The organism is Streptomyces sp. L2, assembly GCF_004124325.1.
In the GTDB taxonomy this organism is placed as follows: domain Bacteria; phylum Actinomycetota; class Actinomycetes; order Streptomycetales; family Streptomycetaceae; genus Streptomyces.
This window is the reverse complement of sequence record NZ_QBDT01000001.1, coordinates 6,187,361-6,199,931: the sequence shown is the minus strand read 5'-3', so window position 1 is coordinate 6,199,931 and position 12,571 is coordinate 6,187,361. Positions and strand designations below refer to the sequence as shown.

The 12,571-nt window shown below is 75.0% G+C and carries 11 protein-coding genes; 10 read left to right on the top strand and 1 reads right to left on the bottom strand.

What is annotated here, in order from left to right:
• Positions 1–110 precede the first annotated feature (110 nt).
• The 4 genes from DBP14_RS27725 to cobI are packed head-to-tail and all read left to right on the top strand — an operon-like array spanning position 111 to position 4,913.
• Entirely contained in the window at positions 111–2,123 is a 2,013-nt protein-coding gene (locus DBP14_RS27725) for a putative cobaltochelatase (protein WP_129309832.1), read from the top strand.
• A complete protein-coding gene (cobO, locus tag DBP14_RS27720) occupies positions 2,123–2,722 on the top strand; it encodes a cob(I)yrinic acid a,c-diamide adenosyltransferase (protein ID WP_129309831.1) in 600 nt (199 codons plus the stop codon). Before DBP14_RS27725 ends, cobO begins: the two co-directional genes overlap by 1 nt.
• Positions 2,716–4,185 carry a cobyrinate a,c-diamide synthase gene (locus DBP14_RS27715; protein ID WP_129309830.1) on the top strand — a complete coding sequence of 490 codons (1,470 nt, stop codon included), beginning with the start codon at positions 2,716–2,718 and terminating at the stop codon, positions 4,183–4,185. The genes cobO and DBP14_RS27715 overlap by 7 nt, the downstream gene beginning before the upstream one ends.
• Entirely contained in the window at positions 4,182–4,913 is a 732-nt protein-coding gene (cobI, locus tag DBP14_RS27710; RefSeq protein ID WP_129309829.1) for a precorrin-2 C(20)-methyltransferase, read from the top strand. Before DBP14_RS27715 ends, cobI begins: the two co-directional genes overlap by 4 nt.
• Before the next feature lie 17 nt (positions 4,914–4,930).
• On the opposite strand, the gene DBP14_RS27705 is transcribed toward cobI, so the two are convergent.
• Complete coding sequence (locus tag DBP14_RS27705) at positions 4,931–5,662, bottom strand: ZIP family metal transporter (protein WP_129309828.1); 732 nt, start codon at positions 5,660–5,662, stop codon at positions 4,931–4,933.
• 113 nt (positions 5,663–5,775) lie between these two features.
• Here DBP14_RS27705 and cobM point away from each other — a divergent pair, with 113 nt between their 5' ends.
• From cobM to cobC, 6 genes are all read left to right on the top strand, one after another.
• Positions 5,776–6,594: a precorrin-4 C(11)-methyltransferase gene (cobM, locus tag DBP14_RS27700; RefSeq protein WP_129309827.1), complete on the top strand. Its 819-nt coding sequence runs from the start codon at positions 5,776–5,778 to the stop codon at positions 6,592–6,594.
• Positions 6,591–8,030: a precorrin-6y C5,15-methyltransferase (decarboxylating) subunit CbiE gene (gene cbiE / locus DBP14_RS27695; protein ID WP_129309826.1), complete on the top strand. Its 1,440-nt coding sequence runs from the start codon at positions 6,591–6,593 to the stop codon at positions 8,028–8,030. The genes cobM and cbiE overlap by 4 nt, the downstream gene beginning before the upstream one ends.
• Positions 8,027–9,718, top strand: a complete 1,692-nt coding sequence (gene cobJ / locus DBP14_RS27690) for a precorrin-3B C(17)-methyltransferase (RefSeq protein ID WP_129309825.1) — start codon at positions 8,027–8,029, stop codon at positions 9,716–9,718. The genes cbiE and cobJ overlap by 4 nt, the downstream gene beginning before the upstream one ends.
• A 184-nt stretch (positions 9,719–9,902) precedes the next feature.
• Entirely contained in the window at positions 9,903–10,544 is a 642-nt protein-coding gene (locus tag DBP14_RS27685; protein ID WP_241741048.1) for a precorrin-8X methylmutase, read from the top strand.
• Positions 10,541–11,470, top strand: a complete 930-nt coding sequence (locus tag DBP14_RS27680; protein ID WP_129309824.1) for a sirohydrochlorin chelatase — start codon at positions 10,541–10,543, stop codon at positions 11,468–11,470. The genes DBP14_RS27685 and DBP14_RS27680 overlap by 4 nt, the downstream gene beginning before the upstream one ends.
• Positions 11,460–12,521 carry an Rv2231c family pyridoxal phosphate-dependent protein CobC gene (gene cobC, locus DBP14_RS27675; protein WP_129309823.1) on the top strand — a complete coding sequence of 354 codons (1,062 nt, stop codon included), beginning with the start codon at positions 11,460–11,462 and terminating at the stop codon, positions 12,519–12,521. The genes DBP14_RS27680 and cobC overlap by 11 nt, the downstream gene beginning before the upstream one ends.
• Positions 12,522–12,571 lie beyond the last annotated feature (50 nt).

Genomic DNA, 12,571 nt, shown 5'->3' with positions numbered 1-12,571 from the left:
ACGGCGCCGGATCACCCCCGCGCGTGCGGGGAGCACGCCACCAATCCGACCCGCCGTCGCCCTGGCCGCGAACCGTTCCACCCTGAGTCATCCGAAGGAGTGATCGCCGCGTGAGCACGCCCTATCCCTTCACCGCTGTCGTGGGTCAGGACGACCTTCGCCTGGCTTTGCTTCTCAATGCCGTGAGCCCCGTCGTCGGTGGAGTCCTGGTCCGGGGTGAGAAAGGGACCGCGAAGAGCACGGCCGTGCGGGCGCTGTCGGCGCTGCTGCCCGAGGTCGACGTCGTCTCCGGGTGCCGTTTCTCCTGCGACCCCGGCTCGCCCGACCCCGCGTGCCCTGACGGCCCCCACGAGCCGGGGGCGTTCGAGTCGCGCGCGGCGCGGATGGTCGAACTGCCGGTCGGCGCTTCGGAGGACCGGCTGGTGGGCGCGCTCGACATCGAGCGGGCGCTCGCCGAGGGCGTGAAGGCGTTCGAGCCGGGCCTGCTGGCCGACGCGCACCGCGGGATCCTCTACGTCGACGAGGTCAACCTCCTCCACGACCACCTGGTCGACCTGCTGCTGGACGCCGCCGCGATGGGCGCGTCCTACGTCGAGCGTGAGGGCGTCTCCGTGCGGCACGCGGCGCGGTTCCTGCTCGTCGGGACCATGAACCCGGAGGAGGGCGAGCTGCGGCCGCAGTTGCTGGACCGGTTCGGGCTGACCGTGGAGGTCGCCGCCTCGCGGGAGCCCGATCAGCGGGTGGAGGTCGTGCGGCGGCGGCTGGCGTACGACGACGATCCGGCCGCGTTCGCCGCCCGGTGGGCCGACGAGGAGGCCGCCGTACGGCAACGGATCGTGGCGGCACGGGAGTTGCTGCCGTCGGTGCGGCTGGGTGACGCCGCGCTGCGGCAGATCGCGGCGACCTGTGCGGCCTTCGAGGTGGACGGGATGCGCGCCGACATCGTGATGGCGCGCACGGCGACCGCGCTGGCCGCGTGGGCCGGGCGGACGGACGTGCTCGCCGAGGACGTCCGGCAGGCGGCGCTGCTGGCGCTGCCGCACCGCAGGCGGCGTAACCCCTTCGACGCGCCCGGGCTCGACGAGGACAAGCTGGACGAGACGCTGGAGGAGTTCTCCGGGGAGTCCCCGGACGACGATCCGGACCCCGACGGCGGCCCGGACGGGGGCGGCCCGGACGGGGGCGGTGGGCAGCCGGCGCCCGAGGACGGTCCCCAGCAGGACGGTGGCGCCGCTGCCGAGCCCGAGGCCGGTGAGGGCGGCGAGCCGCAGGCCTCCGGTGGGCGGGAGCAGTCGCCCGTACGGGCCGCCGAGCCGTTCCGTACGAAGGTGCTGAGCGTGCCCGGTCTCGGCGAAGGGGCGGCCGGGCGGCGGTCCCGGGCGCGGACCGAGCAGGGGCGGACGACCGGGGCCCGGCGTCCGCGCGGCGCGCTGACGAAGCTGCACCTGGCGGCGACCGTGCAGGCGGCCGCGCCGCACCAGCGGGCGCGGGGGCGGTCCGGGCCGGGGCTTGTGGTCCGGCGGGACGATCTGCGGCAGGCGCTGCGCGAGGGCCGCGAATCCAATGTCGTCCTGTTCGTTGTCGACGCCTCCGGGTCGATGGCGGCGCGGCAGCGGATGAGCGCCGTGAAGGGCGCTGTGCTGTCGCTGCTGCTGGACGCGTACCAGCGGCGGGACAAGGTGGGGCTGGTGACCTTCCGGGGGTCGGCCGGTGAGGTCGTGCTGCCGCCGACCTCGTCCGTCGATGCCGCCGCCGCGCGGCTGGAGTCGCTGCCGACCGGTGGGCGCACGCCCCTCGCCGCCGGGCTGCTCAAGGCGCATGAGGTGCTGCGGGTGGAGCGGTTGCGGGACCCGGCGCGGCGGGCGCTCGTGGTCGTGGTGACGGACGGGCGGGCCACGGGTGGTCCGGAGCCGGTCGCGCTGGCCGGGCGGGCGGCCCGGCTGTTCGCGGCCGAGGGGGTCGCCTCGGTGGTCGTGGACTGCGAGTCGGGTCCGGTACGGCTGGGTCTGGCCGGGCAGCTCGCGGGTGAGCTGGGCGGTACGGCGGTGACGTTGGACGAGTTGCGGGCGGACTCGATCGCCGGGCTGGTGAAGGACGTTCAGGGCAACAGGAGGGCCGCATAGTGCCGCAGGGACAGCCGAGTGTCGTACCGGACGACGGACTGACGACCCGCCAGCGCCGCAACCGGCCGCTGGTCGTCGTGCACACGGGCGTCGGCAAGGGCAAGTCGACCGCCGCGTTCGGGCTCGCGCTGCGCGCCTGGAACCAGGGCTGGCCGATCGGGGTGTTCCAGTTCGTCAAGTCGGCGAAGTGGAAGGTCGGCGAGGAGAACGCGCTGCGGGTGCTGGGCGCCTCCGGCGAGGGCGGCTCGGTCGACTGGCACAAGATGGGCGAGGGCTGGTCCTGGGTGCAGCGGGACGCCCAGATGGACAACGAGGAGAAGGCCCGCGAGGGCTGGGAGCAGGTCAAGCGGGACCTCGCCGCCGAGACGTACCGGCTGTACGTGCTGGACGAGTTCGCCTATCCGATGCACTGGGGGTGGGTGGACACCGACGAGGTGATCTCCGTGCTGCGGGACCGGCCCGGTACCCAGCACGTGGTGATCACCGGGCGGAACGCTCCGGAGAAGCTGGTGGACCTCGCGGACCTGGTGACGGACATGTCCAAGGTCAAGCACCCGATGGACGTGGGCCAGAAGGGCCAGAGGGGCATCGAGTGGTGAGTGCCGTTCCCCGGCTGGTCGTCGCCGCGCCCTCCTCGGGCAGCGGGAAGACCACCGTCGCCACGGGGCTGATGGCCGCGTTCGCCGCGCGGGGGCTCGCGGTGTCCCCGCACAAGGTCGGGCCGGACTACATCGACCCCGGGTACCACGCGCTCGCCACCGGGCGGGTGGGGCGCAACCTCGACGCGTACCTGTGCGGGCCGGAGCTGGTCGCTCCGCTGTTCCTGCACGGGGCGCGCGGGTGTGACATCGCCGTCGTCGAGGGCGTGATGGGGCTGTACGACGGGGCGGCCGGCCAGGGGGAGCTGGCGTCCACCGCCCATGTGGCCAAGCTGCTGGGGGCGCCGGTGGTGCTGGTCGTGGACGCGTCGTCGCAGTCGCGGTCGGTGGCGGCGTTGGTGCACGGGTTCGCGTCGTGGGATCCGGGGGTGCGGGTCGGGGGCGTGATCCTGAACAAGGTGGGGTCGTCGCGGCATGAGGTTTTGCTGCGCGAGGCGTTGGACGCGGCGGGGGTGCCGGTGCTGGGGGTGTTGCGGCGGGGCGCGGCTGTGTCGACGCCGTCTCGGCATCTGGGGTTGGTTCCTGTCGCGGAGCGGGGTGCTCAGGCGGTGGAGGCGGTGGCCGCGATGGGGGCGGTGGTGGCGGCCGGGTGCGATCTGGATGCGATTTTCGCGCTGGCGCGGGGGGCAGGGTCTGTGGGGGCGGTCGCCTGGAACGCGGCTGAGGCCTTGAGTGTTTCGCCCCCGCCGCCCCTTCCCGTCCCGTCCCTGGAGGGCTCCGCCCCCCAGAACCCCCGGGGTGCGTTGTCGGCTGCGGGTGCGTCTGGGCTGGTCGCGCAGTTCCCCGCGCCCCTGACGGGGCGCCCCCTTGTCGCCCTCGCATCCGGACCGGCCTTCACCTTTTCCTATGCCGAGCACAGTGAGTTGCTCGCTGCGGCCGGGGCCGAGGTGGTCGCCTTTGATCCGCTCAGGGACGAGGGGCTTCCCGACGGCACCGACGGTCTCGTCATCGGGGGTGGGTTTCCGGAGGTGTATGCCTCCGAGCTGTCGGCGAACGAGCCGTTGCGGAAGGCCGTTGCCGGGCTCGCGCTCTCCGGGGCGCCCGTGGCCGCCGAGTGCGCCGGGCTGCTGTATCTGTGCCGGGAGCTGGACGGGCTGCCGATGTGCGGGGTGCTGGAGGCGACCGCGCGGATGACGGAACGGCTGACCCTGGGCTACCGGGACGCCGTGGCGGTCGGGGACAGTGTGCTCGCGGCGGCCGGGACGCGGACGCGGGGCCACGAGTTCCACCGGACCGTGGTCGAGCCGGGGGCCGGGGCGGCCCCGGCCTGGGGGCTCACCTCGCCGGTGCGGCGGGTCGAGGGTTTCGTACAGCAGGGCGTGCACGCGAGTTATCTGCACACGCACTGGGCGGCCACGCCCGGTGTGGCCCGTCGGTTCGTCGAGAGGTGCCGGACGTCATGAGCAGCAGGCTGGTCGGGGTCGGGGTCGGTCCCGGTGATCCGGAGCTGGTGACCGTCAAGGGGGTCAACGCGCTGCGGGCCGCCGAGGTCGTCGTCGTCCCCGTGATGGACACGGGTGAGCGCGGGCGGGCGGAGGCGACCGTGCTGCACTACGTGCCCGGGGACAAGGTCGTCCGGGTGGTGTTCGCGCTGAACGAGCGGACCGACCGGAGGCGGCGGGAGGCGGCCTGGGACGCGGCCGGCGCGAAGGTGGCCGAGCTGCTGCGGGCGCACGGGTCGGTGGCGTTCGCGACGATCGGCGATCCCAACGTGTACTCGACGTTCACCTATCTCGCGCAGACCATCGCGGAGGTCGTGCCCGGTGTCGTCGTGGAGACCGTGCCCGGGATCACCGCCATGCAGGACCTGGCCGCGCGGTCGGGTGCGGTGCTGACCGAGGGGACCGAGCCGTTGACGCTGGTGCCGGTGACGGCGGGGGCGACTGTGCTGAAGGAGGCGCTGGCCGGTCCGGGCACGGTGGTGGCGTACAAGTTCGGGCGGCAGGCCGCCGAGGTCGCCGAGGCGCTGCGGGAGACCGGGCGGATCGACGACGCCGTGTGGGGGTCGGCGCTGGGTCTGCCGGAGGAGTCGGTGCGTCCGGCGGGCGAACTCGGCGGGGCGCCGCTGCCGTACCTGTCGACCCTGATCGCGCCGCCGAGGCGGGACGGCGGGCGGGGCGGGAAGCTGTGAGCGTCCCGGGCCGGGGGTCAGCTGGAGACGCCGACGACCAGCCAGATGAACAGCGCGCCCGCCACCGTGCACAGCAGGGTGGAGCGGGCGGGGTGTTCGTGGTGGGCCTCGGGGAGGATCTCGGCGGCGGCGAGGTAGAGCAGGACGCCGCCGAAGAGGCCGAGATAGCCGCCGAGCACGGCTTCCGGAATGTGGATGAAGGCGGTCGACAGGGCGCCCACGACAGGTGCGCAGGCGTCGGCCACCAGCATCGCTATCGCCCGGCGGCGCGCGTTGCCGTACAGGCTCGTGATGGTGAAGGTGTTGAAGCCGTCGGCGAAGTCGTGCGCGATCACGGCGAGCGCCACGGCGGTGCCCATGGTGCCGCCGACCTGGAAGGCCGCGCCGATCGCGACGCCGTCCATGGCGCTGTGGCCGACCATGGCGCCGGCCGCCGTCAGGCCCACCTCGGGCGCCCGGTGGCCGTGGTGCTCGTCGCCGCCGTGGGCCGCCTGGCGGGCGGCGAGGGTGCGCTCCACCAGATGGGCCAGCAGGAATCCGGCCACGAACAGCAGCAGGGCGGCGGGTACGCCGAAGATCTCGCGGCCGGCCGCGCGCAGCGCCTCCGGCAGCAGGTCGAGGCCGACCACGCCCAGCATCAGGCCGCCCGCGAGGCCCAGGACCAGGTGGCGACGGTCGGTCACGCGCTGTGCCGTCCAGCCGCCGGCCAGCGTCATCAGGAACGCGCCGAGCGCGACGAAGACCGCCATAGGGACTTGCTATCCGATGAAGGTGCCTTCGCGCACATCCGGTGCCGTCGCCGGGGCCCCAGACCATGACACATCCGCCCGAATCGCTTTCCTGTACGAGAGGACCCCTTCCCATGGCCGATGCCCCCACCGGCAAGGTGACGTTCGTCGGCGCCGGCCCCGGCGCCGCCGATCTGCTGACGTTCCGTGCCGCGCGCGCCATCGCGGAGGCCGACGTGGTGATCTGGGCGGCGAGCCTGGTCCAGGCCGAGGTTCTCGAACACGCGAGCGAGGGTGCGGAGGTGCTGGACTCGGCGGCGATGTCGCTGGAGGACGTCGTCACCGTGTACCGGCGGGCGCACGCCGAGGGGCTGCGGGTGGCCCGGATCCACTCCGGTGATCCGGCGCTGTGGGGCGGCACGCAGGAGCAGCTGGACCGGTGCGCGGAGATAGGCATCGCGACCGAGGTGGTGCCCGGCGTGTCCTCGTTCTCGGCGGTGGCCGCGCTGGCCCAGCGGGAGCTGACCATCCCCGAGGTGGCGCAGTCGGTCGTGCTGACCCGGCTGGGCGGCGGCAAGACGCCGATGCCACCCGGCGAGGAGGTGCGCGAGTTCGCCCGGCACGGCACCACGATGGCGGTGTTCCTGTCGGCGGCCCGCAGCGGCCAGCTGGTGCGCGAGCTGCTGGAGGGCGGCTATCCGGTGGACACCCCGGTGGTCGTCGCCTACCAGGCGACCTGGCCGGAGGAGCTGGTCGCGCGGTGCACGATCGGCACGCTGGAGGAGACGGTCAAGGAGCACAAGCTGTGGAAGCACACGCTGTTCCTGGTCGGCCCGGCGCTGGCCGCCCACGGCACCCGCTCGCACCTGTACCACCCGGGTCACTTCCACGGCTACCGCAAGGCCGATCCGGAGGCGCGGCGCGCGCTGCGTGAGCGGGGTGCGAGCAGTTGATCACCGTCGTCGGCACGGGGACGGGCGGCGCGCCGCCTTCCCCCGGCGTGTGCGCGGGGGCCGCGCTGGTCGTCGGCGGGCGGCGGCACCTGGACGCCGTCGCGCTGCCCGAGGGCGCGGAGCGGATCGTGCTGGGGCCGCTGGCGCCCGCGCTGGACGCCATGGAGACGTACGTCGGCAAGGACCTGCCGGTGGTCGTGCTCGCCTCGGGCGATCCCGGGTTCTTCGGGATCGTGCGGGCGCTGGCGGAGCGGTTCGGCGCCGGACGGCTGGACGTACGGCCGGGGGTGTCCTCGGTGGCGGCCGCGTTCGCCCGCGTCGGTCTGCCGTGGGACGACGCGGTCGTGGTCAGCGCCCACGGCCGCGACCTGCGCACCGCGGTCAACCTGTGCCGCGCCCACCCGAAGGTGGCCGTCCTGACAGGCCCGGGCGCCGGCCCCGCCGAACTGGGCGCGGCGCTCAGCGAGGGGGGAGTGCCGGGCGAGGGCCGGGTACGCACCGAAGGCGGAGTGGCCGGCGAGGACCAGAGGTCCGGCGAGGACCACCAGCCCGGCCGGGGCAGGCAGACCGGTGTGGGCGAGGTGCCCGGCGGGTCCCAGCAGCCCGGCTACGGCAGGCAGACCGGCACGGGCCAGGTGCCCGGCGGCTCCCCCCGGCCCGGCGGCGCGGACCGTGTCCTCGTCGTGGCGACCGCTCTCGGTGATCCGGAGCGGGAGCGTGTGGAGCGGGTCACGCCGGCCGAGGCGGCCGGGCGGGACTGGGGGGCGGCGGTGAGTGTGGTGCTGTGCCTGGACGAGGAGCGGGCGCTCGGCCCGGTGCGTACCGTCGCCGGGGTGCACGCGCCGCCCGCGCGGTGGGCCCTGGAGGAGGACGCGTTCGCGCACCGGGACTCGATGATCACCAAGTTCGAGGTGCGGGCGCTCGCGCTGGCCCGGCTCGGGCCGCGCCCCGGCGACCTGGTGTGGGACGTCGGCGCGGGCTCGGGTTCGGTGGCCGTGGAGTGCGCGCGGCTCGGCGCGGCCGTCGTCGCCGTAGAGAAGACGGCCGACGGAGTCGAGCGGATCCGCGCCAACGCCCGCGCCCACGGCGTCGACGTGCGCACGGTGCACGGGGCGGCGCCGGACGTGCTGTCCGGTCTGGCCGACGACCCCGACGCCGTGTTCGTCGGCGGTGGCGGCCGTGAGCTGCCCGGCATCGTCGCCGCGTGCGCGCGCCGCGCCCGGCGTGCGGTGGTGGTCGCCATGGCCGCGCTGGACCGGGTGCCGGCGGCGCGCGAGGCGCTGACGAGTGCGGGGCTGGCCTGCGACGGGGTGCTGCTCCAGTCGTCCCGGCTCGCGCCGCTGCCGGGCGAGGTGTCCCGGCTCGCGGCGACCAATCCCGTTTTCCTGCTGTGGGGCGAGAGAACCCCCGTGTCCGACGAAGGAGTTGCGCAGTGATCGGCCTCATTTCAGCCACCGCGGCGGGGGCGGTGGCCCGCGACCGGCTCGCCGCCGCCTGGCCGGACCGCACGCGGGTGTACGACGGTCCGGTCGGGGAGGCCGTCCGGTCGGCGTTCGCGGAGTGCGAGCAGTTGGTGTGCTTCCTGGCCACGGGCGCTGTGGTACGGCTGCTCGCGCCGCTCCTCGGCGACAAGGCGGCCGACCCGGGCGTGGTGTGCGTCGACGAGGCGGGCCGGTTCGCGGTGTCGCTGGCCGGCGGGCACGGCGGCGGCGCCAACGAACTCGCCCACGAGGTGGGCGCGTTGCTCGGTGCCGAGCCGGTGGTGACGACGGCGACGGACGCCGTCGGGCTGCCGGGCCTGGACACGCTCGGGCTGCCTTTCGAGGGGGCGGTGGCGGCGGTGTCGCGGGCCCTGCTGGACGGCGAACCCGTGGCCCTGGCCGCCGAGGTTGCGTGGCCGCTGCCGCCGCTGCCGACCGCGCCGCAGGGGTCGTACACGATCCGGGTCACCGACCGGGCCGTCGAACCGGGCGAGCGCGAGGTGCTGTTGCGGCCGCCGTCGCTGGTGGTCGGGGTCGGCGCGTCCAAGGGCGCGCCGGTCGAGGAGGTCCTCGGGCTGGTGGAGGGCGTGCTGCGGGAGGCGGGGCTGTCGCCGCGGTCGGTGGCCGAACTCGCCACCGTGGAAGCGAAGTCCGGGGAGCCGGGGCTGCTGGCCGCCGCCGAGCGGCTCGGGGTGCCGCTGGTGACGTACACCTCCGGCGAGCTGGCGGCCGTCGAGGTGCCGAACCCGTCGGACGCGCCGCTCGCTGCCGTCGGCACCCCGTCGGTGGCGGAGGCCGCGGCGCTGGTGCGCGGCGGTGAACTCCTCGTGCCCAAGCGGAAGTCGGAGCGGGCCGACGGGCAGTCGGCGATGGCGACCTGCGCGGTCGTCCGGCGTCCGGGGCGCGGACGGCTCGCGGTGGTCGGGCTGGGGCCCGGTGCCCGGGACCTGCTCACCCCGCGCGCGCAGGCGGAGCTGCGGCGGGCCTCGGTGCTGGTCGGGCTCGACCAGTACGTGGGCCAGATCCGTGACCTGCTGCGGCCGGGCACCCGGGTGCTGGAGTCGGGGCTCGGCGCGGAGGAGGAGCGGGCCCGCACCGCCGTCGCCGAGGCGCGCGCGGGGCACGCGGTCGCGCTGATCGGCAGCGGGGACGCGGGCGTCTACGCCATGGCCTCACCCGCGCTCGCGGAGGCGTCCGACGACATCGACGTGGTCGGGGTGCCCGGGGTGACGGCGGCGCTGGCGGCCGGGGCGATCCTGGGCGCGCCGCTGGGCCACGACCACGTGTCGATCAGCCTGTCCGACCTGCACACGCCGTGGGAGGTCATCGAGCGGCGGGTGCGGGCGGCGGCCGAGGCGGACATCGTCGTGACGTTCTACAACCCGCGCTCGCGGGGCCGCGACTGGCAGCTGCCGAAGGCGCTGGCGATCCTCGCGGAGCACCGGGAACCGGTGACGCCCGTCGGGGTCGTCCGCAACGCCTCGCGCCCGGACGAGTCCAGCCGGCTGACCTCGCTCGGTGAACTGGACCCCGCGACGGTCGACATGATGACGGTCGTGACCGTGGGCAACACGGCGACCCGGAACATCGCGGGGCGCATGGTGACCCCGCGCGGCTACCGCTGGCAGGAGGAGCCCAATTGAACCCTCCTCCTCGCGAACGAGCAGGATTCCTGGCTCACGCTGCTCGGTCGCTCTGCGAGCGGTCGAGGCTTCCGCGATCAACACCAGCCGGGTTGGAACCAGCCCGGTTTCCCCAGAGATTGGAGGTTGCTGTGCCGGCTTGGTTCTCGCGCAGCACGCGGCGACCCTACCAGCGGGAGGCCTGGTGAACCGCGTGATTCACCCGATCGAGCAAGAGTCCTTCCGGCGGTTGCGGGCGCGGCTGGACATCTCGCACTTCCCGCCGCTGACGCGGGCGGTGGTGGAGCGGGTCATCCACTCCGCCGCCGACCTGGAGTACGCGACCGACCTGGTGACCGACGAGGACGACCTGGTGAAGGCGCACGCGGCGCTGCACGCGGGGGCGCCCCTCGTCGTGGACGTGGAGATGGTCGCGGCCGGCATCACCCGGCGCGAGACCGTGTGCCGGCTGAAGGACGCCGCCTCCGGCCCGGGGCTGACGCGGTCCGCGCACGCCGTGCGGCTCGCCTACGAGCAGGTCGGGCCGGGCGCCCTGTGGGTGATCGGCTGTGCGCCGACCGCGCTGGAGGAGCTGCTCACCCTGGACGCCGCCCCGGCGCTCGTCATCGGCCTGCCCGTCGGCTTCGTCGGCGCGGCCGAGTCCAAGGCCGCGTTGCGGGAGAGCGGGCTGCCCGCCGTGAGCAACGTGTCCGAGAAGGGCGGCTCGGCCGTGGCCGCCGCCGCCCTCAACGCCCTGCTGTACCACCCCGTTTCACCTGTTCCACCTGTTCCACCTGTTCCACCTGTTCCACGTGTTTGCACCGACTCGACCGAGGAGACCCTGTGACCACCCCGACGCCGCCCGCCCTGCTCATCGCCGGTCACGGCACCCGGGACGACGCCGGAGCCGAGGCGTTCCGCGACTTCGTGCGCGAGCTGGGCCGCCGCAACCCCGGACTCCCCGTCGCGGGCGGGTTCATCGAGCTGTCCCCGCCGCCGCTGGGCGACGCCGTCGCCGAGCTGGTGGAGCGGGGCGTACGGCGGTTCGCGGCCGTACCGCTGATGCTGGTGTCCGCCGGGCACGCCAAGGGTGACATCCCGGCCGCGCTGGCCCGGGAGAAGGAGCGGCATCCGGGCATCTCCTACACCTACGGCCGTCCGCTGGGCCCGCACCCGGCGCTGCTGAGCGTGCTGGAGCGGCGCCTCGACGAGGCGCTGGCCGGCAGCGACGGCGACCGGTCCACGGTGACCGTGCTGCTGGTGGGGCGCGGCTCGACCGACCCGGACGCCAACGCCGAGGTGCACAAGGCGGCGCGGCTGCTGTGGGAGGGGCGCGGGTACGCCGGGGTGGAGACGGCGTTCGTGTCGCTGGCGGCGCCGGACGTGCCGAGCGGCCTCGACCGGTGCGCGCGCCTCGGCGCCCGGCGGATCGTGGTCCTGCCGTACTTCCTGTTCACCGGCATCCTCCCCGACCGGGTTCGGCACCAGACCGAGGAGTGGGCGGCGGCGCACCCGGAGGTCGAGGTGCGGTCGGCGGACGTCATCGGGCCGGAGCCGGAGCTGCTGGACCTGGTGATGGAGCGCTACGCGGAGGCCGTGCAGGGCGACCTGCGGATGAACTGCGACTCGTGCGTGTACCGGATCGCGCTGCCCGGCTTCGAGGACAAGGTGGGGCTGCCGCAGCAGCCGCACTTCCACCCCGACGACGACGGCCACGGTCACGGGCACGGACACCACCATCACGGCGGGCACAGCCACAGCCATGCGCACTGAGGCCGGTGCCGGCGGGCACGATCTGCGGCACCACGGGGACGCCGAGGTGCGTGACGACGGGGCGGCGCTGGTCGACCTCGCCGTGAACGTCCGCGCGGACACGCCGCCGGCCTGGCTGCGGGAGGAGATCGCCGGTTCGCTGGCGTTGCTCGCCGCCTATCCGGACGGGCGGGCCGCGCGGGCGGCCGTCGCCGCGCGGCACGGGGTGCCGGTGGAGCGGGTGCTGCTGACGGCGGGCGCGGCGGAGGCGTTCGTGCTGCTGGCGCGGGCGCTGAAGGTCCGGCGCCCGGTGGTCGTGCATCCGCAGTTCACCGAGCCGGAGGCGGCGCTGCGGGACGCGGGGCACGCCGTGGACCGGGTGCTGCTGCGCGCGGAGGACGGCTTCCGGCTGCGCCCGGGGTCGGTGCCCGAGGACGCCGACCTGGTGGTGATCGGGAACCCGACCAATCCGACGTCGGTGCTGCATCCGGCGGAGTCGATCACCGAACTGGCCCGGCCGGGGCGGACGCTGGTGGTCGACGAGGCGTTCATGGACGCCGTGCCGGGCGAGCGGGAGGCGCTGGCCGGGCGGACGGACGTGCCTGGTCTCGTGGTGCTGCGCAGCCTCACCAAGACGTGGGGGCTGGCGGGGCTGCGGATCGGGTACGTGCTGGGCCCGCCGGACGTGATCGCCGAGCTGGAGCGCGCCCAGCCGCTGTGGCCGGTGTCGACACCGGCGCTGGCCGCCGCCGAGGCGTGCGTGGCGCCCCGGGCCCTGGCCGAGGCCGGGCACGCGGCGCACCGGATCGCGGCGGACCGGGCGCACCTGGTGGCCGGGCTGCGGGACTTCGCCGGCCGCGGGGTGCGCGTCGTGGAGCCCGCGGAGGGTCCGTTCGTGCTGGTGCGGATTCCGGGGGCGGCGGGGGTACGGCACCGGTTGCGTGAGGCCGGCTACGCCGTGCGCCGCGGGGACACGTTTCCCGGGCTCGGGGAGGACTGGGTGCGGGTGGCCGTGCGGGACCGGGGGACGGTGAGCGGGTTCCTGCGGGCGCTGTCGGCCGTGCTGCCGTAGTCCCGTTCGCACCCGCCCACCGATCCGTCAGCCCAATTGGCTTCCGGGAG

What these genes read in the sequence shown, in the direction of transcription:
- DBP14_RS27705 (WP_129309828.1), bottom strand. Translation starts at nt 5,662, where the DNA reads ATGGCGGTCTTCGTCGCGCTCGGCGCGTTCCTGATGACGCTGGCCGGC.
- cobM (WP_129309827.1), top strand. Translation starts at nt 5,776, where the DNA reads ATGGCCGATGCCCCCACCGGCAAGGTGACGTTCGTCGGCGCCGGCCCC.
- cobI (WP_129309829.1), top strand. Translation starts at nt 4,182, where the DNA reads ATGAGCAGCAGGCTGGTCGGGGTCGGGGTCGGTCCCGGTGATCCGGAG.
- cobC (WP_129309823.1), top strand. Translation starts at nt 11,460, where the DNA reads ATGCGCACTGAGGCCGGTGCCGGCGGGCACGATCTGCGGCACCACGGG.